Origin of the sequence: Streptomyces sp. NBC_00158 (assembly GCF_045160885.1) — a bacterium.
Taxonomy (GTDB): Bacteria; Actinomycetota; Actinomycetes; order Streptomycetales; family Streptomycetaceae; genus Streptomyces.
In genome coordinates this window covers 3357845-3381021 of record NZ_CP108161.1, presented here as the reverse complement: position 1 = coordinate 3381021, position 23177 = coordinate 3357845, and the positions used below count along the sequence as shown (strand labels likewise).

General features: G+C 70.6%; 22 protein-coding genes. 11 read left to right on the top strand and 11 right to left on the bottom strand.

Going from position 1 to position 23177, the window contains the following annotated elements; genetic code table 11:
- Window positions 1–12: 12 nt before the first annotated feature.
- The 3 genes from OG553_RS15475 to OG553_RS15465 all read left to right on the top strand — a co-directional run bounded on the left by OG553_RS15475 (window position 13) and on the right by OG553_RS15465 (window position 3678).
- Window positions 13–1695: a serine/threonine-protein kinase gene (locus OG553_RS15475; RefSeq protein ID WP_405979551.1), complete on the top strand. Its 1683-nt coding sequence runs from the start codon at window positions 13–15 to the stop codon at window positions 1693–1695.
- Between the two features lie 61 nt (window positions 1696–1756).
- Window positions 1757–2779: an NlpC/P60 family protein gene (locus tag OG553_RS15470; RefSeq protein ID WP_405979550.1), complete on the top strand. Its 1023-nt coding sequence runs from the start codon at window positions 1757–1759 to the stop codon at window positions 2777–2779.
- A gap of 203 nt (window positions 2780–2982) precedes the next feature.
- Window positions 2983–3678: a phosphatase PAP2 family protein gene (locus OG553_RS15465; RefSeq protein ID WP_405979549.1), complete on the top strand. Its 696-nt coding sequence runs from the start codon at window positions 2983–2985 to the stop codon at window positions 3676–3678.
- 104 nt (window positions 3679–3782) lie between these two features.
- Here the strand turns inward: OG553_RS15465 and OG553_RS15460 are convergent, their stop codons facing one another.
- Window positions 3783–4025 carry a hypothetical protein gene (locus OG553_RS15460; RefSeq protein WP_405979548.1) on the bottom strand — a complete coding sequence of 81 codons (243 nt, stop codon included), beginning with the start codon at window positions 4023–4025 and terminating at the stop codon, window positions 3783–3785.
- Between the two features lie 96 nt (window positions 4026–4121).
- On the opposite strand from OG553_RS15460, the gene OG553_RS15455 reads away from it, so the two are divergent.
- The 3 genes from OG553_RS15455 to OG553_RS15445 all read left to right on the top strand — a co-directional run bounded on the left by OG553_RS15455 (window position 4122) and on the right by OG553_RS15445 (window position 5666).
- The gene (locus tag OG553_RS15455; protein WP_405979547.1) at window positions 4122–4253 is read left to right on the top strand and encodes a hypothetical protein; all 132 of its coding nucleotides are present in this window, start codon (window positions 4122–4124) and stop codon (window positions 4251–4253) included.
- Between the two features lie 219 nt (window positions 4254–4472).
- Complete coding sequence (locus OG553_RS15450) at window positions 4473–5366, top strand: hypothetical protein (RefSeq protein ID WP_405979546.1); 894 nt, start codon at window positions 4473–4475, stop codon at window positions 5364–5366.
- 147 nt (window positions 5367–5513) lie between these two features.
- Window positions 5514–5666 carry a hypothetical protein gene (locus OG553_RS15445; RefSeq protein ID WP_362457947.1) on the top strand — a complete coding sequence of 51 codons (153 nt, stop codon included), beginning with the start codon at window positions 5514–5516 and terminating at the stop codon, window positions 5664–5666.
- 84 nt (window positions 5667–5750) lie between these two features.
- On the opposite strand, the gene OG553_RS15440 is transcribed toward OG553_RS15445, so the two are convergent.
- Window positions 5751–6065 carry a metal-sensitive transcriptional regulator gene (locus OG553_RS15440; RefSeq protein WP_042801353.1) on the bottom strand — a complete coding sequence of 105 codons (315 nt, stop codon included), beginning with the start codon at window positions 6063–6065 and terminating at the stop codon, window positions 5751–5753.
- A gap of 193 nt (window positions 6066–6258) precedes the next feature.
- Between OG553_RS15440 and OG553_RS15435 the strand changes: the two genes are divergently transcribed.
- The gene (locus OG553_RS15435) at window positions 6259–6879 is read left to right on the top strand and encodes a DUF47 domain-containing protein (RefSeq protein WP_007265452.1); all 621 of its coding nucleotides are present in this window, start codon (window positions 6259–6261) and stop codon (window positions 6877–6879) included.
- Between the two features lie 5 nt (window positions 6880–6884).
- Window positions 6885–7883, top strand: coding sequence for an anion permease (locus OG553_RS15430; RefSeq protein ID WP_405979545.1), 999 nt, complete (start codon window positions 6885–6887; stop codon window positions 7881–7883).
- A 237-nt stretch (window positions 7884–8120) separates the two neighbouring features.
- Here the strand turns inward: OG553_RS15430 and pstB are convergent, their stop codons facing one another.
- From pstB to OG553_RS15395, 7 genes are all read right to left on the bottom strand, one after another.
- Entirely contained in the window at window positions 8121–8897 is a 777-nt protein-coding gene (gene pstB, locus OG553_RS15425; RefSeq protein WP_401255968.1) for a phosphate ABC transporter ATP-binding protein PstB, read from the bottom strand.
- 30 nt (window positions 8898–8927) lie between these two features.
- Window positions 8928–10010: a phosphate ABC transporter permease PstA gene (gene pstA / locus OG553_RS15420; protein ID WP_405979544.1), complete on the bottom strand. Its 1083-nt coding sequence runs from the start codon at window positions 10008–10010 to the stop codon at window positions 8928–8930.
- A complete protein-coding gene (gene pstC / locus OG553_RS15415) occupies window positions 10010–10999 on the bottom strand; it encodes a phosphate ABC transporter permease subunit PstC (RefSeq protein WP_405979543.1) in 990 nt (329 codons plus the stop codon). The genes pstA and pstC overlap by 1 nt, the downstream gene beginning before the upstream one ends.
- 126 nt (window positions 11000–11125) lie before the next feature.
- The gene (gene pstS / locus OG553_RS15410) at window positions 11126–12265 is read right to left on the bottom strand and encodes a phosphate ABC transporter substrate-binding protein PstS (RefSeq protein ID WP_405979542.1); all 1140 of its coding nucleotides are present in this window, start codon (window positions 12263–12265) and stop codon (window positions 11126–11128) included.
- A 553-nt stretch (window positions 12266–12818) separates the two neighbouring features.
- Window positions 12819–13781: a CHAD domain-containing protein gene (locus tag OG553_RS15405; RefSeq protein WP_405979541.1), complete on the bottom strand. Its 963-nt coding sequence runs from the start codon at window positions 13779–13781 to the stop codon at window positions 12819–12821.
- Complete coding sequence (locus OG553_RS15400; protein ID WP_405979540.1) at window positions 13762–16152, bottom strand: RNA degradosome polyphosphate kinase; 2391 nt, start codon at window positions 16150–16152, stop codon at window positions 13762–13764. Before OG553_RS15400 ends, OG553_RS15405 begins: the two co-directional genes overlap by 20 nt.
- Before the next feature lie 872 nt (window positions 16153–17024).
- A complete protein-coding gene (locus tag OG553_RS15395) occupies window positions 17025–18245 on the bottom strand; it encodes a helix-turn-helix domain-containing protein (protein WP_405979539.1) in 1221 nt (406 codons plus the stop codon).
- 123 nt (window positions 18246–18368) lie between these two features.
- Between OG553_RS15395 and OG553_RS15390 the strand changes: the two genes are divergently transcribed.
- Complete coding sequence (locus OG553_RS15390; protein WP_405979538.1) at window positions 18369–18542, top strand: hypothetical protein; 174 nt, start codon at window positions 18369–18371, stop codon at window positions 18540–18542.
- Complete coding sequence (locus OG553_RS15385) at window positions 18535–18753, top strand: hypothetical protein (RefSeq protein WP_405979537.1); 219 nt, start codon at window positions 18535–18537, stop codon at window positions 18751–18753. The genes OG553_RS15390 and OG553_RS15385 overlap by 8 nt, the downstream gene beginning before the upstream one ends.
- A 15-nt stretch (window positions 18754–18768) precedes the next feature.
- On the opposite strand, the gene OG553_RS15380 is transcribed toward OG553_RS15385, so the two are convergent.
- Both OG553_RS15380 and mshD read right to left on the bottom strand, forming a co-directional pair.
- A protein-coding gene (locus OG553_RS15380; RefSeq protein ID WP_405979536.1) for an IS5 family transposase occupies window positions 18769–19613 on the bottom strand; the annotation gives its coding sequence in 2 pieces (ribosomal slippage) (window positions 18769–19283 and window positions 19283–19613; 846 coding nt in all).
- Between the two features lie 649 nt (window positions 19614–20262).
- A complete protein-coding gene (gene mshD, locus OG553_RS15375; protein ID WP_405979535.1) occupies window positions 20263–21192 on the bottom strand; it encodes a mycothiol synthase in 930 nt (309 codons plus the stop codon).
- 140 nt (window positions 21193–21332) lie between these two features.
- Here mshD and OG553_RS15370 point away from each other — a divergent pair, with 140 nt between their 5' ends.
- Window positions 21333–23150: a bifunctional metallophosphatase/5'-nucleotidase gene (locus OG553_RS15370; RefSeq protein WP_405979534.1), complete on the top strand. Its 1818-nt coding sequence runs from the start codon at window positions 21333–21335 to the stop codon at window positions 23148–23150.
- The last annotated feature ends 27 nt before the right edge of the window (window positions 23151–23177 follow it).

Sequence of the window (23177 nt, the reverse complement as noted above, 5' to 3'; positions counted from 1 at the left end):
AGGCTCAGGCGGATGGAGGCGCTCAGGGACACCGATCCCGCTTATATAGGCAGTCACGCGCTGCTGGCCCGGCTCGGGGCCGGTGGAATGGGGCAGGTGTACCTCGGGCGGTCGCCCGGCGGGCGGCTCGTGGCCGTCAAGGTGGTGCGCGAGGAGATCACGGGGCACCCGGAGGCCCTGGCCCGCTTCCGGCGTGAGGCCCATACAGTGAGGGCCGTCCGCTCGGCGTACACGGCCAACCTCATCGACGCCTCGTTGGAGACGGCCCCGTTCTGGCTCGCCACCGAGTACGTAGCGGGACCGACGCTCGGCAACGCCATCGGTGTGCGCGGGGCGTTGCCCGTGGAGACGTGCCGGCGCCTGGGGGCGGCACTGGCCGAGGGCCTGGCGAGCGTGCACGCGTACGGGGTGACCCACCGCGACCTCAAGCCGCAGAACGTGATCCTCGGCGCGCAGGGGCCGCAGCTGATCGACTTCGGTATCGCGCGCGGGATCGGCGCAACGGCCCTCACCCAGGACGGACAGGCGCCGGGTACGCCTGGCTACACCGCTCCCGAGGTGCTGCTCGGCGGCGAAGCCGGGGCGGCGGCCGATGTGTTCGCGCTGGGGGCGACGCTCGCGTACGCGGCCACCGGCCGCCCGCCGTTCGGTACCGGAGTGCCTTCGACCGTCGGCTACCGCGCGGTGCACGAACCGGTCGACGTAGCCGGTGTGGAGCCGGGACTTGCAGCACTGATCGAGGCTTGTGTGGCGAAGGATCCGGCCGCGCGGCCGGACCCGCCGGAGGTGATCCGACGGTGTGGCGTGCGGGACGCCCTCGTCGACGACCCCGTGTACACGGCGCTCCTCGCGCTCGGGGAGCCGGTACCCCTACACGAGATGCGTACGCAGGGGCCGGGGTACCAGTACGTGCCGACGCAGGCTTCGTCCGCTACTGCCGTCACGCGCCGTGGGAGCCGTACCGCGGTGTGGGCGGCGGCGGGTGCAGGGGTGCTCGTCGCGCTCTCCCTGGCGGCGTGGAAGCTTCTGCCGCTCGACGGGGACGGCGGCGGAGGGGGGCCGGCCCGGGGCGCCGACACGGGTGCCACGGGATCGCCCGCCCAGCGGCCGGCGGGCTCCGACGCCGGCGGGGGAGCAGCGACGCCCTCGGCGTCCAAGGGAGCGGTCAAGCCCCCGGCCGAGTACATCGAGGGCAACCAGATCTCGCACTACTTCTGGAAGCCCTCGGCGGATCCGGCACTGGCCTCCCACGGAGTGGGCCAGTGCAACATCTCCGCGGACCAGAAGCCGCCGGGCGCCGACATGCAGACGTCCGCCAAGGCCACGGGCGACTCGGCGACCATCGAGATGCGGATCAAGTACGCGGAGATGAGCCCGACCAAGCCCGAGCCGTACTACGTGTCGGTGGCCGTCAGAGCCCCCCATGACCTGGGAGTGTCAGGCAAGCCGTTCAAGGTGGACAACAAGGCGGTGGGGTTCACGAGCAAGCCGGTCGACATCTACGGCAACTGGCCCTCCGGCGAGTTCCTGAGCCTCAAGTACCCGGATGACTTCGCGGAGCATCTGGACGGCAAGACGTACCCCGCCGTGCCCCTGACGAACGACCCGGGGGACTGGACGCTGGTCTTCTATCACGTCGAGGATGACCCCAAGAAGTACGCGAGCATCAACTGCTCCGGCTTCCGAGTGGGGTAGTCCGGTCAACGACACGGGCGGTTCGCACGTGAAAGCGGATGGGATGGGGGAGTGTTGACGGATGCGCAGATTCTGGATGGTCGGGGGAATCGGGTTCGGGCTCTGTCTGGGATTCCTCGTGCTCATCGTGGTGGGGACCTACTCGGCCGCGGCCGGGCTCGTTGGTGGTGCGGGTGGCGGCCGGCCGCTCGGACTCGCCAAGGGTGCCGTGCCCCAGCAGTACCAGGGCCTTGTGCAGAAGTGGGGCACCCTCTGTCCCGCGCTCACTCCCGCGTTGCTGGCGGCCCAGCTCTACTCGGAAAGTGGCTGGGACCCGCGCGCGGTCAGTCCGGCGGACGCTCGCGGGATCGCGCAGTTCATCCCGGGGACCTGGGCCGGCCACGGCATCGACGGTGATGGTGACGGGGACCGGGACATCTGGGATCCCAACGACGCAATCCCGTCGGCAGCCTCGTACGACTGCCAGTTGGCCAAGGACGTCGCGCGCGTTCCGGGTGACGCGACGTCGAACATGTTCGCGGCCTACAACGCGGGCGCGTACGCGGTCATCAAGTACGGCGGGGTGCCGCCGTACAAGGAGACCCAGGGGTACGTGAAGTCGATCACCGATCTGGCGAAGAGTTTCGAACGGCCCGTCGGCCGGGTCGCGCCCGCTCAGCAGGCCGCCGGGGCCGTGTACTTCGCGCAGAAGCAGCTCGGGACCCCGTACCTGTGGGGTGGGGACGGGACGGCCGAGGACAACGGGCGGTTCGACTGTTCCGGGCTGACCAAGGCGGCGTACGAGAGCGTCGGGATCGAGCTGCCGCGCGTGGCGAACGACCAGTACAACGCCGGGTCGCACCCCTCGCGCGCGGAGCTGCTCCCCGGTGATCTGGTCTTCTTCTCCGACGATCTGACGAACTCTCGGGCGATCCGGCACGTCGGGCTGTACGTGGGCGGCGGCTACATGATCAACGCTCCGTTCACCGGCGCGGTCATCCGTTTTGACAAGATCGACACGCCTGACTACTTCGGAGCGACCCGGGTGACCAAGGATGGGGCCGCGGCCCTTCCGGAGCGGTCGGGGTCAACTCCCAAGCCCTAGCCACTCTCCGTGAAGCGCAGGCCCTGAGCTGCGGCGATGAGTCTCTCTTGGATAACGTTGGAGTGATCATTCGGTGGAGAGTGGAACGGTCCAGGCAGAACGGGCGTTCCATGAACACGGGGGGTCGATCGGCTGGGGGGCTGAAGGGGGCGCACACCGTCGTGCGCCCGCAGGGGACCTAGGCAGGCAAGGGGCCGTGGCGCATGGCTGGACTCACGACCGGTGGGCCGAACGTGGATGTCAGCCTGCTGTACGGGATCAACTCCCTCTCCCGGCACGCCCCCGGCTGGTTCGACCGCGGCGTGACCTTCGCCGGGTCGTACGGACTGCCGCTGGCCATGGTCCTGCTCGTGCTCTGGTGCTGGCGTGCGGCGCGGCGGCAGGACGAGGCGACCGCCGTCGAGTCGTTCGCCGCGCTGGTGTGGGCGCCCCTCGCCGCCGGCGTCGCCCTCCTCGTCAACGTGCCGCTGCGCGGATTCGTCGCCCGGCCCCGGCCGTTCCTCCAGTACGACGGCCTCGAAGTGCTCGGCGGCGCGGGCGCGCCCGGCTCCGGGTTCTCCTTCGTCAGCGACCACGCCACCCTCGGGATGGCCCTCGCCGTCGGGGTGTTCCTCGTCAACCGCCGCCTCGGGCTCGTCGGGCTCGGCCTGGCGCTCGCCGAGGGGCTGTGCCGCGTGTACCTCGGCGTCCACTACCCGACCGACGTCATCGGGGGCTTCGCGCTCGGCACCGCCGTCGTCCTGCTCCTCGCCCCGCTCGCCATGGCCGCGCTCGCCCCGGTGGTCCGGGCCGTCGCCCGCTCGCCCCGGTTCGGGGTGCTCGTACGGGCCCGCGAGCGCGTGGTGGCCCGGCCCGTCGAGCTGGCGCAGCGGCCGGCCGAGAGCGACCTCGCCGCGTAGCGGGTTCCCCTACGGGTTCCAGAGCGCCAGCAGCAGCGCCACCAGCAGGCACAGCCCCGCCGCGCCGAAACACAGCCGCACCGCCGTCGGCCGGGAGCGCGGGGTCACGGGTCGCCGCCCTCGCCGCCCCTGCCCGGATGCTCCGGCTCCGTACCGTCGCGGCGGTAGCGGGAACGCAGCCACAGCCCGGTCGCCACGGCGGCCGCGGCGGTGACCCCGATGGCCAGCGCCACGTCGGCCGGCCCGTCGGCCGAGCCCACCGGGCGGGCCCAGGCCGCCGCGGCCGGGGTGAGCACGAGCAGCAGCGCCCAGAGCAGGGCGGCGAGGGGGCGTGCGGAACCTGGCATGGAACGCATGGAACCAGCGCAACCGCTCGCCGGGCCCCCGGCCAGCCGGGACGGCCGAACGGAGGAGGGGAGGAGGACGGGAGGGGCTAGGGCGCGGTGTGTCTGCCCGCGTCCCTGCGGGCCAGGTCGCGGGAGCGGCGGGCCGGCCCCGTCCAGCCGCAGCTGCACACGGCCAGGCAGAACGAGCCGCGTTCCGCGGTGCTGGTGGAGTGGCCGACGGGCGGCTGAGCCGGTTCCGCAGGATCCCGCGGGAGGGGCGCAGCGGTAAACGGAGCGACCGCAGTCGCCTTGGTGTGCGGATCCACCCCTCCACGGTACCCGGGTCCGGCCGCGTCCGGTACGGCCCCGGGAACCCGGCGGCCCGTTACGGGAAACCCCGGACCTCGTTAACCGGAGCGGGTGGGGACCTCGGACAAACAGCGGTCACGCGTTGGGGGTTGGCAGGCGATGGTGGTGCACCAGCACAGGCGACGGAGAAGGCGTGCGGGTGAGGCGGTGCTCGCCGTCTGTGCGGCGGTGGCCGTGGCGGCGCTCAGCGCGTGCGGCGCGGCGAGCGGCACGGGCACCGACGGCGGCAGCGGCCCCGGCGGCGGCCGAGGCGGCAGCGCGAAGGGCGTCCGCGACGACCGGCCGCCGGGCGACCCGGCCGCCGCGGTCCGCGGCGCCGCCGACGCCCTGACCGCCGCCGGGAGCGCGCGGACCCGTACGGCCATGGAGATGGCGACCGGCGGGACCCGGGTGACCATCCGGGGCGAGGGCGGGGTCGACTTCCGCAAGCGGATGGGCCAGCTGCTGGTGATGCTCCCCGCCGACGTGAAGGGACAGCCCGAGCACCGGCCCATCACCGAGCTGCTCGTCCCCGGCGCGCTCTACATGAAGAACCGCGGCGCCGGCGTCCCCGACGACAAGTGGGTCCGCCTCGACACCACCACCCTCTCCGACGGGAACCTCGTCACCGGCGGCGCCACCGACCCGGTGGCCGCCGCCGAGCTGCTCCGGGGCGCGCAGCAGGTGACGTACGTCGGCGAGACCGACCTGTCCGGCACCAAGGTGCGCCACTACCGCGGTACGACGGACATCGCGCGGGCCGCCCAGAGCGCCTCACCGGGCATCAAGGGGGCCCTGGAGGCGGCGGCGAAAGGGTTCAGCAAGGACAGCGTTCCGTTCGACGCCTACCTCGACGAGGAGGGGCGGCTGCGCAAGGTCCAGCACCGCTTCACCTACGTCAAGAATGGCGTGATCGATGTCTCCTCGACCACGCTGCTCTACGGGTTCGGGACTCCGGTGACCGTCGTATTGCCCCCAACCGGGGACATTTACGCCGGGAAGATCGCCGAGTAGTCGGCCGGGCGGGGTGAGGCGGTGCCTCCGGGCCATGGCCCCGCTATCCGGAAATGGTCCATCCGTGTCATGCGCGGCGCGGGGCCCGCTCCCTAGGCTGGGATGCCGAGCGCCGACGGGCGAGGACGGCAGAGAGAGGTGACACGCGTGACTCCCGCAGGCGGCATGACGGTGCAGGACCACGTGGCGCTCGCCGAGATCGAGCTGTGCGGTGAGCTGATCATCGCGGCCTCGGCCGCGGCCGAGGACCGGCTGAGTCAGGACCGGATCGACGAAGTGCTGATGAGCGTCTGCCCCTAGTCCCGACGGCCTCCGCGGGACGTGCGGCCCTGTGGGGCTCGGCCCCCGGACCGGGTCCGGGGGTGCCGACGGCGGGTCCGGTCGTCAGCTGCGCAGCAGGCGGGCGATGGCCTTGGTGGCCTCTTCCACCTTCGCGTCGATCTCGGTGCCGCCCTTGACCGCGGCGTCCGCGACGCAGTGGCGCAGGTGCTCCTCCAGCAGCTGGAGGGCGAAGGACTGGAGGGCCTTCGTACTGGCCGAAACCTGCGTGAGTATGTCGATGCAGTAGACGTCCTCGTCGACGAGGCGCTGGAGGCCGCGGATCTGGCCCTCGATCCGGCGCAGCCGCTTGAGGTGCTCGTCCTTCTGGTGGTGGTAGCCGTGGACGGCTCCGGAGCCCTCCGCCTCGATGGTGGTCATCGGTCCTCCCGTGGTCCGGAAAGAGGGGTTATACCCCTCATGGGTATAGGGTACTTCGCCCAGGCCGGGGGGACAGGGGTCCGTAACGCCCACTCTGCCTGATGGAGGACACTGGGGAACCGCCGGTTAGCCGTGGCCGGGGGATGCGCCTAGCATCAGCCTGACCGAATCCAATGCACCCCGAGGACCTCACGTGCGATTTCGTCTGACCCCCAGGGAGACGAGCTTCTACGACATGTTCGCCGCATCCGCGGACAACATCGTCACGGGCTCCAAGCTCCTGATGGAACTGCTCGGAGCGGATCCCTCCGCCCGGGCCGAGATCGCGGAGCGGATGCGGGCGGCGGAGCACGCGGGCGATGACGCCACCCACGCGATCTTCCACCAGCTGAACTCGTCCTTCATCACGCCGTTCGACCGCGAGGACATCTACAGCCTCGCCTCGTCGCTCGACGACATCATGGACTTCATGGAGGAGGCGGTCGACCTCGTCGTCCTCTACAACGTGGAAGAGCTGCCCAAGGGCGTCGAGCAGCAGATCGAGGTCCTGGCGCGGGCGGCCGAGCTGACCGCCGAGGCCATGCCGCACCTGCGGACGATGGAGAACCTCACCGAGTACTGGATCGAGGTCAACCGGCTGGAGAACCAGGCCGACCAGATCCACCGCAAGCTGCTCGCGCAGCTCTTCAACGGCAAGTACGACGCCATCGAGGTGCTGAAGCTCAAGCAGATCGTCGACGTCCTCGAAGAGGCCGCCGACGCGTTCGAGCACGTCGCGAACACGGTGGAGACCATCGCCGTCAAGGAGTCCTGAACCTCGTGGACACCTTTGCGCTGGTCGTGACCATCGGTGTCGCGCTCGGCTTCACGTATACGAACGGCTTCCACGACTCCGCGAACGCCATCGCGACGTCCGTCTCGACGCGGGCCCTGACCCCGCGCGCGGCGCTGGCGATGGCCGCGGTGATGAACCTGGCCGGTGCCTTCCTCGGCAGCGGGGTGGCGAAGACGGTCAGTGAGGGCCTGATCGAGACGCCGCACGGCAACAAGGGCATGTGGATCCTGTTCGCCGCCCTGATCGGCGCGATCGTCTGGAACCTGATCACCTGGTACTTCGGTCTTCCCTCGTCCTCCTCGCACGCCCTGTTCGGCGGCATGGTGGGTGCGGCGCTGGCCGGCGGGACCGATGTGATCTGGTCGGGCGTGGTCGAGAAGGTCGTCATCCCGATGTTCGTCTCGCCCGTCGTCGGCCTGGTGGTCGGCTACCTGGTGATGGTCGTCATCCTGTGGATGTTCCGGCGGGCCAACCCGCACAAGGCCAAGCGCGGCTTCCGCATCGCGCAGACGGTCTCGGCGGCGGGCATGGCGCTCGGCCACGGTCTGCAGGACGCGCAGAAGACGATGGGCATCGTGGTGATGGCCCTGGTCATCGCGGACGTATCGGCGGCCGGCGACCCGATCCCGGTGTGGGTGAAGATCGCCTGTGCCGTGATGCTGTCGCTGGGTACGTACGCGGGCGGCTGGCGCATCATGCGCACGCTCGGCCGCAAGATCATCGAGCTGGACCCGCCGCAGGGCTTCGCGGCGGAGACCACCGGCGCCTCGATCATGTTCGGCTCGGCGTTCCTCTTCCACGCGCCGATCTCCACCACCCACGTGATCACCTCGGCGATCATGGGCGTGGGCGCGACCAAGCGGGTGAACGCGGTCCGCTGGGGCGTCGCCAAGAACATCATCCTCGGCTGGTTCATCACGATGCCGGCCGCGGCGCTGGTGGCCGCGGTCAGCTTCTGGATCGTGAACCTGGCGTTCGTCTAGCCGGAGCCGCCCCCCTGCTGGGGGTCCGGGGGTCGTCCCCCGGGGGATGCAGCATCACGATGCCGGCCGCGGCGCTGGTGGCCGCGGTCAGCTTCTGGATCGTGAACCCGGCGTTCGTCTGAGCGCGGATGTGAAAGCGGGCCGGCTCCCCCCACCCAGGGGGAGCCGGCCCTTTTCTTTCGCCCTGCGGTGGCACCGCCATGCAGCACCGCAGGACGTCCAGGCGGGGTCCGGTGTTTAGCCGAAGCGGCCCGAGATGTAGTCCTCGGTCGCCTGGACGGACGGGTTGGAGAAGATCCGGTCCGTGTCGTCGATCTCGACCAGCTTGCCCGGCTGGCCGACGGCGGCGAGGTTGAAGAACGCGGTGCGGTCCGAGACGCGGGCCGCCTGCTGCATGTTGTGCGTCACGATGACGATCGTGAAGCGCTCCTTCAGCTCCCCGATCAGGTCCTCGATGGCGAGGGTGGAGATCGGGTCGAGGGCGGAGCAGGGCTCGTCCATCAGCAGGACCTGCGGCTCGACCGCGATGGCGCGGGCGATGCACAGACGCTGCTGCTGGCCGCCGGAGAGGCCGGAGCCGGGCTTGTTCAGGCGGTCCTTGACCTCGTTCCAGAGGTTGGCGCCCTTGAGGGACCGCTCCACGATGTCCGTGAGCTCGGACTTCTTGTAGCTGCCGTTCAGGCGCAGGCCCGCCGCCACGTTGTCGAAGATCGACATGGTGGGGAAGGGGTTCGGACGCTGGAAGACCATGCCGACCGTGCGGCGGACCGCGACCGGGTCCACGCCGGGGCCGTACAGGTTCTCGTCGTCCAGCAGCACCTTGCCCTCGACGCGGCCGCCGGGGGTGACCTCGTGCATGCGGTTCAGGGTCCGCAGGAAGGTGGACTTGCCGCAGCCGGAGGGGCCGATGAAGGCCGTCACGGAGCGGGGTTCCACGGTCATCGAGATGTCATCGATGGCCTTGTGGGTGCCGTAGAAGGCGGAGAGGCCGCTGACGTCGATTCGCTTGGCCATGAGGGGTCACTTCGCTTTCATACAGTCGCGTCAGCGACCGGTCTTCGGGGCCTTCCAGCGGGCTATGCCGCGGGCCACCAGATTGAGGATCATGACGAAGGCGATCAGGACGAGCGCAGCGGCCCATGCCCGGTCGTAGGAGGCTTCACTGCCGACCTTGTACTGCTCCCAGATGTAGAGGGGGAGCGAGGACTGGGCGCCTTCGAAGGGGTTGCCGTTGATGAGCTGGGAGCCGAAGACCAGCAGCATGATCGGCGCGGTCTCGCCGGCGATGCGGGCCACGGCCAGCATGACACCGGTGGAGATGCCGCCGATGGCGGTGGGGAGCACGACCTTGAGGATCACGCGCCACTTCGGCACGCCGAGGGCCAGGGCGGCCTCGCGCAGCTCGTTCGGGACGAGCTTGAGCATCTCCTCGGTGGAGCGGACCACGACCGGCATCATCAGGATCGACAGGGCCATCGCGCCGGCGAAGCCGGAGGGGCCGAAGCCGAGCATCAGGTTCCAGGTCGTGAGGATGAACAGGCCCGCGACGATGGAGGGGATGCCGGTCATGACGTCGACGAAGAAGGTGACGGCCTTGGCGAGCCGGCCCTTGCCGTACTCGACCAGGTAGACGGCGGTCAGCAGGCCGATCGGCGCCGCGATCAGGGTGGCGAGGCCGACCTGCTCCAGCGTGCCGAGGAGGGCGTGGTAGACGCCGCCGCCCTGCTCGAAGCTGGTCACGCCGTTCATGGAGTGGCCCAGGAAGTCGCCGTCGAGGACCTTCATGCCGCGGCTGACGGTGGTGATCATCAGCGAGAGCAGCGGGACGACCGCGAGGACGAAGCAGACCCAGACGACGGAGGTCGCGACGCGGTCCTTGGCCTGGCGGCGGTTCTCGACGACCGCGCTGGAGGTGTACGTGATCCCTACGAACAGCAGGGCCGCGATCAGGCCCCACTGGACCTTGCTGTGCAGGTCGAAGACGATGCCGATGACGGTGCCGAGCACGGCGGAGGCGACGGCGGTGCCGGCGGGCGCCCAGCGGGGCAGGCCGCCGCGGGTCAGGCCGGCGGGGGAGGAGGACTTGCGGGCCCGGACGGGGCGCTGGTCCTGGAGTGCGTGGCTCATCAGGCGTTCGCCCCCGAGAAGTCCTTGCGACGGGCGATGATCAGGCGGGCTGCGCCGTTGACCAGCAGGGTGAGCAGGAAGAGGACCAGGCCGGAGGCGATGAGCGCGTCACGGCCGAACTCGTTGGCCTCGTCGAACTTCGCGGCGATGTTCTGCGCGAAGGTGCCGCCACCCGGGTTCAGGACGTGCAGCGAGATCAGGAAGCTCGGGGAGAGGACGGTGGCCACGGCCATGGTCTCGCCGAGCGCGCGGCCGAGGCCGAGCATCGAGGCGGAGATGACGCCGGAGCGGCCGAAGGGCAGCACCGACATCCGGATGACCTCCCAGCGGGTCGCGCCGAGGGCCAGGGCGGCCTCCTCGTTCATGCGCGGGACCTGGAGGAAGACCTCGCGGCTGACGCTGGTCACGATCGGCAGGATCATGATCGCGAGCAGGATGCCGACGGTGAAGAGCGAGCGGGCGACGCCGACCTGGGTCTTGTCGAAGACGTAGGTCCAGCCGAGGTACTCGTCGAGCCAGAGGTTCAGCCCGTTCAGCTGCGGCACCAGGAAGAGGGCGCCCCAGATGCCGTAGATGATCGACGGCACGGCGGCCAGCAGGTCGACCACGTAGGCGAGGGGCGCGGCCAGCTTGCGCGGCGCGTAGTGCGAGATGAACAGGGCGATGCCGACGGCGATCGGGACCGCGATGGCCATCGCGATGACCGAGCTGACGACGGTGCCGAAGAGGAGGACGGCGATGCCGAAGACAGGGGGGTTGGCCGACGCGTTCCAGTCGAAGGTGGTGAGGAAGTTCCCCTGGTTCTTCGACAGGGCGATGGTGGCCCGGTAGGTGAGGAAGGCGGCGATCGACGCCATGATCACCAGGAGCAGGACGCCGGAGCCCTTGGAGAGCCCCGCGAAGATCTTGTCACCGGCGCGACCGGTGGACCTTCCGCTCTTGGAGACCGGCGGAGCCGCGTCTATCTGGGTGGGTGTGGTGGAAGCCATGGTCTTTCCGGTCTGTGTGGGGGGCGGGCCCCCTGGCGGCGGTGCACCGGATCTCCCCCGGCTGGCGGGGGAAGGTCCCGGGCGCCGGGCCGATCGGCGGATCGGCCCGGGCCGGGAGGGGTGGGACTAGGCGAGCGACTTGATGACTTCGCGGACCTTGGTGTTGATCTCGGCCGGGATCGGCGCGTAGCCGTTCTCGGTCAGGACCTTCTGGCCCGCGTCCGAGGAGGTGTACTCCAGGAAGGACTTCACGGTGCCGAGGGTCTCGGCCTTGTTGCCCTTGTCGCAGACGACCTCGTAGGTGACCAGGACGATCGGGTACGCGCCCTCGGCCTTGGTCGTGTAGTCGAGCTTCAGGGCCAGGTCGGAGCCGGTGCCGGCGATCTTGGCGGCGGCGATGGCCTTGGAGGCGTTCTCCGGGGTGGCCTTGACCGGGGCGCCGGCGCCGGTGTTGACGTCGACCGTCTTGATGCTCTGCGAGGTGGCGTACGAGAGCTCGAAGTAGCCGATCGCGCCGTCGACGGCCTTGACCTGGGAGGCGACACCGGCGGAGCCGGAGGCGGCCTGGCCACCGGGGGCCGGCCACTTCTTGGAGGCCTCGTAGGACCAGGCGTCGGGGGCGGCGGCCTTGAGGTACTTGCCCAGGTTCTCGGTGGTGCCCGAGTCCTCGGAGCGGTGGAAGGCCTGGATCGCGGTGGGCGGGAGGCTGACGCCGGGGTTCAGCTTCTTGATCGCCTCGTCGTCCCACTTCTTGATCTTGTCGTTGAAGATGTTGGCGAGCGTGGCGGCGTCGAGGTTCAGCTTGTCCACGCCGGAGACGTTGAAGCCGAGCGCGATGGGACCGCCGACCATCGGCAGGTTGATGCCCTGGCCGCCGGTGCAGACCTTCTTCGACTCCTCGACCTGCTCGGGCTTCAGCGCGGAGTCCGAGCCGGCGAAACCGACGGTGCCCTGGTTGAAGGCGACGATGCCCTCGCCGGAGGAGGAGGACTTGTAGTTCACCTCGACGCCGGAGCAGGCGGCCATGTAGTTCTTCACCCACAGGTCGACCGCGTTCTTCTGCGCGGAGGAGCCGGAGGCGAGGAGCTTGCCCTTGGCACCGTCGCACTTGACGTCGCCGGGCGCCGGGGCCGAGGCCTTCGTGGTGCCGTCGGCGCCGGTCTTCGTGTTGTCGTCCGAGCCGCACGCCGTGAGGACCAGGGCGCCGGACACGACGAGGGCCCCGAGGGCGGAGGCACGAAGCCGGTTCTTGCGCTGAAGCTTCACTTTCGGGTGTTCCTTCCGAGGAGCCGCCGGCCGCTTTCTGTTTCGGGGCGGCGTGCGAAGAGGACTACGGGGCTGCTGAGGTGCGGCGCCGTGTTTTCCCGATCGGCTCGCACCGTGCGATACCGAAATTAGGCAGAACAGGTGAAGCGGTCGACCGCGCTTGGTGAACGGGGGGTGAACCATGGCGGACGGAGCGGTGCGGAAGGGGTGGTTTGTACCTGGGCGCAATCGGGCGTTATCCGCCCGTTATGACGCCGTTACCCTCTCGGGGCCGTTGCCCTGCCGGGCGGGGTGGCCGGATTTCGGCGGTGGCCCTGCCGGGCGGGGGAGGGGGCAGGGGTCGGCCCCTCGGCCTCTCGGCCCGTCCGGTCCAGCGTCTCAGACCCGGGCGGGCGGCGCCGGGGGTACCGCTGCGCGGGGCCGGCCCCTCCCCGCCCTTCAACCGTTCTCGCCTCAATCGCCGGCGCGGCTACGAACACGGCGCTACCGCGCCCGCGCCTCAAACGCCGGCGGGGCTGAGATGTGCTGCGCACATCCAGCCCACGCGGCCGCGCTACGGGACGGCGGGGGCCGGGTGCCAGATGTGGTGGAACGAGAGGCGGGCCGCCTCCACCGCGTGCCGCTGGTCGGCGTGCAGCACGCCCAGCGCGTACGCCGTCGCCGGCGCGATCCGCGGCGTACGGGCGGCCGCCGCCGAGGCCGTCGCGGCCTCCGACGCGTCCCGGTGCAGGTCCAGCGCCTCACCCGCCGCCGACAGCCGGGCCACGTCCCCGCCCAGCACCTCCCGCGCGTACCGGTGCACCCGCAGCAGCCGCCGCACCTCGTGCCAGGAGGCGTCCTCGTGCGCCGCGTACGGGGTGCCCTGCGCGGCGGGGAGCGCGGAAACGGCCCCCGCGAGGCGGTCCCCCGTCACCTCCGCCAGCGGCTCCAGCACGTCCCCGACCCGCCCCCGCGCCGCCACCGCGTCCAGCGGCACCTCCGAGGCCAGCACCGCCACCGCGTCCGCCACCGCGTGGAAGCGCGACGACCCCAGCGCCTGCAGGGTGGCCGAGTGCGCCCGGGTGCGCGCCAGCGTGAGCTGCCGCTCCAGCAGGGCGCCCGCCCGCGCCGAACCCACCGTGAGCGCGCCCGCCGAACCCGCCCCGCCGCCCCGCGGCGAGGGCAGGTCGGGGGAGCCCGACAGCCGCTGCAACGCCTCCATCAGCCGCGACAGCCGAGCGGCGTACGCGTGCTCGTCGGCCAGCGTCGACGACAGCCAGACCAGCTCCGTGCGCAGCGAATCCGCCCAGCGCGTCTCGGTCACCGCCCGGAACGTGCTCAGCGAACCGGCGATCCGGCGCGCCGCGCCCCGCAGGCCGTACGCCGCCTCGCTGCTCTCCGCCGCGTCGGCGGCGGAGCCGCCCGCCGCGCCCGCGTCGTGCAGGCGCAGCGCGCGCAGGAAAGCGGTGGCCTGGGAGCGCAGGTAGACGCCGAGCACGTCACCTGCGGTCAGGTCGTCATGGTTTGGCAGAGCCACGCCGGCGCCTCCGGGCGTCTATGAGCATCTCCTGTACGTGCCGCAGCGGCTGGCCTTCGGCGTCGGTGCTGTGCCGGGTCCATTCGCCGTCCGGGCCCAGGTGCCAGGAGGAGGTGGCGTCGGACATGCCGGTCTCCAGCATCCGGTCCAGTGCCGCGCGGTGGGCCGGGTCGGTGACCCTGACCAGCGCCTCGATGCGGCGGTCGAGGTTGCGGTGCATCATGTCGGCGCTGCCGATCCACACCTCGGGCTCGCCGCCGTTGCCGAAGGCGAAGACCCGGGAGTGCTCCAGGAAGCGGCCGAGGATCGAGCGGACCCGGATGTTCTCCGACAGCCCGGGGACACCGGGGCGCACGGCGCAGATGCCGCGCACCCAGATGTCGATGGGCACGCCCACCTGGGAGGCCCGGTAGAGGGAGTCGATGAGGGCCTCGTCGACGATCGAGTTCATCTTCAGCCGGACCGATGCCGGGCGGCCGGACCGGTGGTGGTCGGCCTCCTTGTCGATGCGCGCGATCAGACCGTCGCGCAGGGACTTGGGTGCGGTCAGCAGTCGGCGGTAGGTCTCGCGGCGCGAGTAGCCGGACAGCCGGTTGAAGAGGTCGGACAGGTCCGCGCCGACCTGCGGGTCGGCGGTGAGCAGGCCGAGGTCCTCGTACAGGCGGGCGGTCTTGGGGTGGTAGTTGCCCGTGCCGACGTGGCTGTAGCGGCGCAGGGTGTCGCCCTCCTGGCGGACGACGAGGGAGAGCTTGCAGTGCGTCTTGAGGCCGACGAGCCCGTAGACGACGTGGCAGCCGGACTCCTCCAGCTTGCGCGCCCACTTGATGTTGGCCTGCTCGTCGAAACGGGCCTTGATCTCGACGAGGACGAGGACCTGCTTGCCGGACTCCGCGGCGTCGATCAGCGCGTCGACTATCGGGGAGTCGCCGGACGTGCGGTACAGCGTCTGCTTGATCGCGAGGACGTCCGGGTCCGCGGCGGCCTGTTCCAGGAAGGCCTGCACGGAGGTGGAGAAGGAGTCGTACGGGTGGTGCAGCAGCACGTCCCGCTCGCGCAGCGCCGCGAAGATGTCGGGCGCGGACGCGGACTCGACCTCGGCGAGGTCACGGTGCGTGCCGGCGACGAACTTCGGGTACTTCAGCTCGGGCCGGTCCAGGGAGGCGATCCCGAAGAGGGCCGTCAGGTCGAGCGGCCCCGGCAGCGGGTACACCTCGGCGGCGCTGACCTTCAGCTCCTGCACGAGGAGGTCCAGGACGCCGGGGTCGATGGACTCCTCGACCTCCAGGCGCACGGGCGGCCCGAAGCGGCGCCGCATGAGCTCCTTCTCCAGGGCCTGGAGGAGGTTCTCGGCGTCGTCCTCCTCCACCTCCAGGTCCTCGTTGCGGGTCACGCGGAACATGTGGTGCGCGAGCACCTCCATGCCGGGGAACAGCTCCTCCAGGTGCGCGGCGATGACGTCCTCCAGGGGGACGTACCGCTGCGGGGAGGCCTCCAGGAACCGGGACAGGATCGGCGGCACCTTGACGCGGGCGAAGTGGCGGTGGCCGCTGACCGGGTTGCGCACGACGACGGCCAGGTTGAGGGAGAGGCCGGAGATGTACGGGAACGGGTGCGCGGGGTCCACGGCCAGCGGGGTGAGCACCGGGAAGATCTGGTTGCGGAACAGGGTGAAGAGGCGCGCCTGCTCCTTCTCGGTGAGGTCGGGCCACCGGATGAGGTGGACGCCCTCCTCCGCGAGCTGGGGGGCGATGTCGTGCTGGAAGCACGCGGCGTGCCGGGCCATGAGCTCGCGCGAGCGGGTCCAGATCAGGTCCAGGACCTCACGGGGCTGGAGCCCTGAGGCCGAACGGGTGGCGACACCGGTCGCGATGCGGCGCTTGAGGCCGGCGACGCGGACCATGAAGAACTCGTCGAGGTTGCTCGCGAAGATCGCCAGGAAGTTGGCGCGCTCCAGCAGCGGGGTCGCGGGATCCTCGGCGAGTTCGAGCACCCGCTCGTTGAAGGCCAGCCAGCTGCGCTCCCGGTCGAGGAACCGGTTCGCGGGGAGCTCGCCGGTGTCGTCCTTGTCCTCGTAGGCGTCCAGATCGGCGTCGAGGTCGGGATCGAGGTCGACGTGCCCGGTCACGCGGGCGGCGTGGGGCCGGTGGGCGGCTATGGAACCGAGGCGCGCCTGCTCCTTCGCGTCGCGGCCGGCCTTGCCGCCGGTGCCGGTGCCGGTGGTGGTGCCAGTGGTGCCGGTGGTGGTGCCGCTTTCGGTGTTGCTTCCAGCGCCGGTGGCGGTGCGGGGACCGGTGCCGCTTCCGGTTGCGGAGGAGTGAGACGTGTGCTGGGCGGGGACCTCGGTGGGGCCTGCGCTGGGCTGGTGGCTCATGACTCCATTCTTCCGCGCACGCGGCAGGACAGGCGCGTCGGAAGTGTCTGCCGTCAGGCGGAGTCGGGGCTGCATGTCGGGAGACTCGCAAGCGCGTCTGAATGCCCGGTTAATGGCGTATGGCTTCCTGTCTCCGCCTGGGGTACGGGGCCTGCGGCGCGGCAAGCCGGACGCGGGGGTACGCCGGCGCGGGGTGGGGGCCCGCCATCTCCCCCGCGAGGGGGTGGGGGCGGGCCGGTGGCTGCCCACCCGCCTCCCTCTCTGCGGGCCGGTGGGGTGGGGAGCGGGGTCCCGGCGGGCGGGGGCAAGGACGTGGGGCGGTGGGGTGGGGAGCGGGACCCCCTCGGGCGGTCTCATCGCCGGTTTGGGGGTTTCCCGTCAGTCCCATCGTCCTTCCGTGTCGTGCCGGCCTGTCAAGGGCGCTCCCTTCGGTCGCGTCGCTTCGCGATGGCCTTCGGCCACCCTTGACAGACCGACCCGCCACGGAAAGCCGAAGAACTGCCGGGAAACCCCCAAAAGAACGGTCACGGGGGAGGAGGGGAGGGGCGGGTCAGTCAGTGATGAGGCGAGGGGCCGGGGTCCGGCCCGCCGGGCATCCGGGCCCTCAGGAGTCGCCATTCCGAGGCCGGGTGCGCGGCTACCCGCACCAAAAGGCGACCCGAGCGACCTGCGGAGCCCCCAAGCGCCCCAGATCGCTACGCGCTCCTCTCGTCTCAGCGTCCGGCGACCGTCCGGGGCTGATGCCTGCACCAGAGGACGAACGGAGCAGCCCAGGGTGTTGGTGGGCGCGGCAGATCGCTACGCGCTTCCCTCATCTCGGCGGCCGGCCACTGCTTGGGGCTGATACCTGCACCAGGGGGTGGTCAGGGATGTCAGTCGAGCTGGGCGAGCATGTCCACCAGCGTCCGGCCTTCGAGGGCGCCTCGACGGAGCAGGAGACCCGCTACCTTGTGCAGCTCGGCCCAGGCGTGCGGGCGGCCGACTTCCGAGGCGTCGCCGATTACGCCGAGTGCCGTGGTCAGGGCTGCCTCGGCCTCTCCGGCGCCCGCGTACGCGTGGGCCAGGCAGGAGCCGTACCAGGCCCGGTCCCGGCGGAAGGCCGGTGCGAAGCCGGCCAGCCCCGAAGTGAGGTACGCGACCGCACCCTCCCAGTCCCTCAGGTGCAGGCGGGCCATGCCGCGCTGAGCGGCGAACCAGGACTCCCCGTAGAAGTACAGCCAGGGTGGGGCGTCGGTGGCGTTCCCGATGATCCGCTGCGCCTCGTCCAGCTTTGAGTACGCCGCGTCGCCCTCGCCTTCCAGGGCGTATCCTCGGCCGGCCATCTGTACCGCCATGGCCCTCGTGGCCTCGCTCGCACCCGGCATCGCTGCGGCGGCCTCCCCCAGCCGCACACAACGCCGACCGCTCCCGCCGGACCACGCCAGATGGGCCTTCATGCTCATCGTGGTGGCGGCCAGGTCGCCGTACCCGGACTCCAACGCCCAGTCGTAGGACCGGTCGAACCAACCCAGTGCGACCGGGGCGTCGTCCTGGTCCTGCGCCATCCACGCCAGGAACTGGGCGTACTCGGCGAGCAGCCTCACCACCCGGTCCGCCAGTGCCCCCCGGGCCTGCCCGTGCAGCCCGACCACCTCCCTGAACTGCGCGGTGACCAAAGGCGCAACGACGCGCGACCCCACCGTGTCCTCAGCCCGCCGGTGCGCGGCCAGTAAGGCGTCCATGGCATCGACCGAGGCGGCATCCAGCCGCAGCCCACCCCTCCTCACCCCGGCCAACCGCTCACCGTCGGCCTCCGACACCACCCCAGGCAGAACGAGCGAGGGCAGCGGCAGGCCCTCCTGCCGGGCGCCGAGGAGTTCCAGAGGCACACCGAGACCGTCGATGATGCGCTGCCGGACTTCGGCCGAGGTCACCTCGCGGCGTCGGTTCTCGATGGCGGAAACGTCCGGCTGCGCCAGGCCCACGAGGGCGCCGAGCCGGGTTTGGCTGCTGCGCGTCAACTTCCGCCACGTCCGCAACAGAGCAGCCCAGTCCTCAGCCGCTGCGGCTGCTCGCAGTTCGGGGTGTACCCATGCATCCAGCTCGGGCTCCATGCCCGAAATATAGGACGGCCCTATAGGACGCGGCAGTGGATCGCTCCGGGAGGCACCCGACATGGTGGTTCACACCGCCAGAAGTTCCGTTCCACCACCCAGACGACGGTAGGGAGTGCCCCCATGACGAGCCGCATCATGCGCAGTTGTGGCCGCGACGTGCTGAGTATCGACAGACCTGCCGACTCCTCGGCAAGGACAGCGGTCTTGGCCGAGCCGAACGCTGATCTGCTCGATCGCGCGCTGGCCGGCTGGGAGCGCTTCCTGCGCACCTTCGAGGCGGCGCCCGATGAGTGAGTGCTACGAGTACGTCCCGCACCGCCTCCTCCGCTGCCGTGTTCGCGACATCGCCTCAGGCACGGAAGGCATCCTGATGGCGGTGATCAACGAGAACGTCTCCGACACGGCCATCGAGCGCTGGGCGGAGCTCGCCTACATCCGCAACGCCTCCGGCCGCGAATTCACCACCGCCGTCACCAACGTCGAACCCGCCCCAGACCAGCCCTAGGCCGTTTCCTTCGGATCACCTTGCTGACCAGATGAAGATGGCGGCGAGGTGGAGTCCGGCGAGGTAGATGGTGGCGGTCTTGTCGTATCTGGTGGCCAGGCCGCGCCACTGCTTGAGCTTGTTGATGCACCGCTCGACGGTGTTCCGCTGCTTGTAGGCCTCGCGGTCGAAGGCCAGCGGGCGGCCGCCGTGTCGGCCGAGGCGCTTGCGGTTCGCGGCCTGGTCGGCGGGCTGCGGGATCACCGCCCGGATCCCGCGCCGCCGCAGATGACGGCGGATCGCCCGGGATGAATAGGCCTTGTCGGCCAGGACCACGTCCGGCGTGGTCCTGGGGCGGCCGGTCCGTCGGGGTACTCGTAATTGGGCCATGACCTGGGGGAACGCGGGTGCGTCACCGGCCTGGCCGGGCGTGACGACGAAGGCGAGTGGGCGGCAGCGGCTGTCCGCGGCGAGGTGGATCTTTGTGGTCAGTCCGCCGCGGGAGCGTCCGAGGGCATGGTCGGCGGGCTCGCCGGCCGGGGCCCCTTTTGGCGGGCCCCGGCCGCGTGCTGATGTGCTCGCACGATCGTGGAATCGACCGCGACAACCCAGTCCAGGTCGCCCTCGGCGTCGGCCTGCGCAAGGAGAGCGGTGAAGACCTTCGCCCACGTCCCGTCGGCCGCCCACATCCGCAGCCGGTTGTGGGCGCCCTTCCACGACCCGAAATGCTCGGGCAGATCCATCCACGGCGTCCCGGTGCGGTACTTGAACGCGATCGCGTCGATCACCTGCCGGTGATCCCGCCACCGCCCACCCCGCCGAGGCGCCCGATCCGGCAGCAACGGCTCGATGCGGGCCCACTGGGCATCAGTCAACGACACACATCAACCAACGATCCGATGATCCGAAAGACACGGCCTAGACGGTCGTCGGACGCTGAGACATGAGGAGCGCGTAGCGATCTGCCGCGCCTTTCGGCTTCCTGGGCTGGTCATTTCACCCTTGGGTGTAGGTATCAGCGCAAGGCGGTCGTCGGACGCTGAGACGAGAGGAGCGCGTAGCGATCTGGCGCGTCTGCCCGCTTCCCCGAGGGCTCTGGTCGACCTTTGGTGCAGGTAGGCGCGCCTCTGGCCCGGGATGGCGGACTCTGAGGGCTCGGATGCCCGGCGGGCCGGCTCCCGGCCCTCGCCTGGTCCCTGACGGACCCGTCCCTTGCCCTCTGTCCAGCGACCGTTTCTTTGGGGGTTTCCCGGCAGTCTTTCGGCTTTCCGCGGCGGGTCGGTCTGTCAAGGGTGGCCGAAGGCCATCGCGAAGCGACGCGACGAAGGAGCGCCCTTGACAGACCGACCCGACGCGGAAGGACGATGGGACTGACGGGAAGCCCCCAACCATCGATGAGACCGCCCGGGGGGATACCGCCCACCCGGCCACCGCCCCGCAGACGGGGAGGCGGGTGGGCAGCCACCGACCCGCCCCGCCCCCTCGCGGGGGAGATAGCGGGCCCGCGCCGCACGCGTACGCCCCGAGCCGTCAGCTTTCCGTGCGGTACATCAGGTCGATCTCGTGCGTCGTGAAGCCCAGGCCCTCGTACACCGCCAGGGCCGCCGGGTTGTCCGCGTCGACGTACAGCATCGCCGTCGGGAGGCCCGATTCCGCGAGGTGGCGCAGGCCGATGGCGGTGAGGGCCTTGCCCAGGCCGCCGCCCTGGGCGCCGGGGCGGACGCCGACCACGTAGACCTCGCCCAGCTGCTCCTCGGCGTGCACCTTCGTCCAGTGGAAGCCGACCAGTTCGCCCTCCCGCTCCGCGAGGAAGAAGCCCTTGGCGTCGAACCACGGCTGCGCGATCCGGTCGTTCAGGTCCCGCTGCGTGAGTGCGCCCTGCTCCGGGTGGTGGGCGAAGGCGGCGGCGTTCGCGGCGAGCCAGGCGGTGTCGTCCTGGCCGGGGACGAAGGTGCGGACGGTGACGCCGGCCGGGAGGGCGGGTTCGGGGAGCGGCGGCGCGTCGGGGCCCAGGGGGCGGCGCAGCTGCCGGAGTTCGCGGAAGAGGGTCAGGCCGAGTACCTGGGCTAGGTGCCGCGCGGCGGACTTGCCGCCGTGCGCCCACACCCGGATCCGCTTGCCGGAGGCGTGCAGCAGGGCGGTGCCGAGGGCCCGGCCGTGGCCGCGGCCGCGCAGGGCGGGGTGGATGACGAGTTCGGCGGCGGGGGCCTCCACCGGGTCGGTGTCCTCCAGCTGTCCGTACCCGCTCAGCCGCCCGCCGTCGGTGAGGAGGAAGTGCCGGATCCCCTCGCGCGGTCCGCCGCGCAGCTGGAGGCGTCCCTGTTCGGAGACGGCGGTGGTGCCGTCGGTGCGGGCCGCCTCGCCGATCAGCTCCAGTACGGAGTCGGCCTGCTCCTCCGTCAGCTCGTCGAGGATCTCAATCTGCCGTCCCGGCTCCAGGGCCGCTGCTGCGTCAGTCATGCTCCGAGCCTACGGCGCGACTGCCCGACGGCCGCGCGTAACCAGCTCGCAACCCGCTACCCCCTGTCGTAGCTACGCGCGTTGACCATAGGCTGCGGGCACCTCCCAAATGTTGTCTCGCTGTCCACAAAGGGGAATAAATGTCAGCGAAGCCACAACGGCCCCGTACGGCCCGCCGGTTGACCCTCGGCGCTCTCGCCCTCACGGCGGGGGCCGGCGCGATGGTCGCCGCCGCACTGCCGGCCGGTGCCGCGAGTGGTGGCGGTACGCCTCCCAAGGGCCGCACCGTCGACGTACAGATGCTCTCGTTCAACGACTTCCACGGCACGCTGGAGCCCCCGCAGGGTTCGTCCGGCACCGTGAGCGAACGTCAGGCAGACGGCACCACCAAGGCCATACCCGCAGGTGGCGTCGAGTACCTCGCCACCAGCCTGCGCGAGGCCCGCAAGGGTCACGAGTACTCCGTCACGGCTGCGGCCGGTGACATGATCGGCGGCAGCCCGATGCTGTCCGGTCTCTTCCACGACGAGCCCTCCGTGGAGGCGCTCAACAAGCTGAACCTCGACGTGTCGAGCGTCGGCAACCACGAGTTCGACGAGGGCAAGACCGAGCTGCGCCGGATGGCGTACGGCGGTTGTCACCCGACCGAAGGCTGTTTCGAGTACGGCAAGACCTTCACCGGGGCGCAGTTCCAGTACCTCGCCGCGAACGTGACGGACGAGAAGACCAAGCGTCCGCTGATGTCGCCCACCTTCATCTGGAAGAAGGGGGACGTGAAGATCGGCTTCATCGGCGTCACCCTGGAGGGCACTCCGGACGTCGTCACCGCCGAGGGCGTCAAGGGCCTGAAGTTCGGCGACGAGGTCGAGACGATCAACAAGTACGCGGCCGAGCTGAACAAGCAGGGCGTGAAGTCGATCGTGGCGCTGATCCACGAGGGCGGTCTGCCCGCGAGCGGCGCGTACAACTACGACTGCGACGTTCCGGGTGCCGGCGCCGGCATCTCGGGTGCGATCGTCGACATCGCCAAGAACGTGGACCCGAAGGTCGACGCGCTGGTGACGGGCCACACGCACCAGGCGTACTCGTGCAACATCCCCGACCCGGCGGGCAACCCGCGTACGGTCACCTCGGCCGCCTCGCTGGGCCGGCTGTACACGGACACCACGCTGACGTACGACCGGGCCACCAAGGACATCGTCCGTACGGCGGCCCTGTCGCCGAAGCCGGTGAACAAGGTCGTCGGCCGCGAGCAGCCGAAGGCCGCGGACATGTCCGAGCTGATCACCCGCTGGAAGGCGCTGGCCGCTCCGGTGGCGAACCGTCCGATGGGCTACATCTCGGCCGACATCCCGGGCCGTGGTTCGGAGTCGCCGGAGAAGCCCCTCGGTGACCTGATCGCGGACGCGCAGCTGGAGGCCACGGCCCCGGCGGACAAGGGCGGCGCGCAGCTGGCCATCATGAACCCGGGCGGGATCCGTTCCGACCTGGCGTACAAGGCCTCGGGTGACGAGGGCGACGGTGTGGTGACGTACGGCGAGTCGTACACGGTCCAGCCGTTCAACAACCTGATGAACGTCGTGGACCTGACCGGCGCGCAGCTGATCACGGCTCTCCAGCAGCAGGTCAGCGGTACGGTCAACGGCCCGAACCCGAAGATCCTGCAGGTCTCGAAGGGCTTCACGTACACGCTGGACATGACGAAGGCGGGCGCGGACCGGATCGTCGTGGACTCGGTGAAGCTGAACGGCGCGGCGATCGACCCCGCCAAGACCTACCGGGTCGTGATGAACGAGTTCCTCGCGGGCGGCGGTGACGGCTTCACCGTCCTGAAGGAGCACAAGAACAAGCTGGTGGGTGCGTCGGACCTGGACGCCTTCAACGCCCTCCTGGCGAAGTCGTCGGCGGCGGCCCCGATCGCCCCGCCGGCGGCGGACCGCATCAAGGTCGTCAAGTAGTACGAGTAGTACGAGCAGTACGTACGT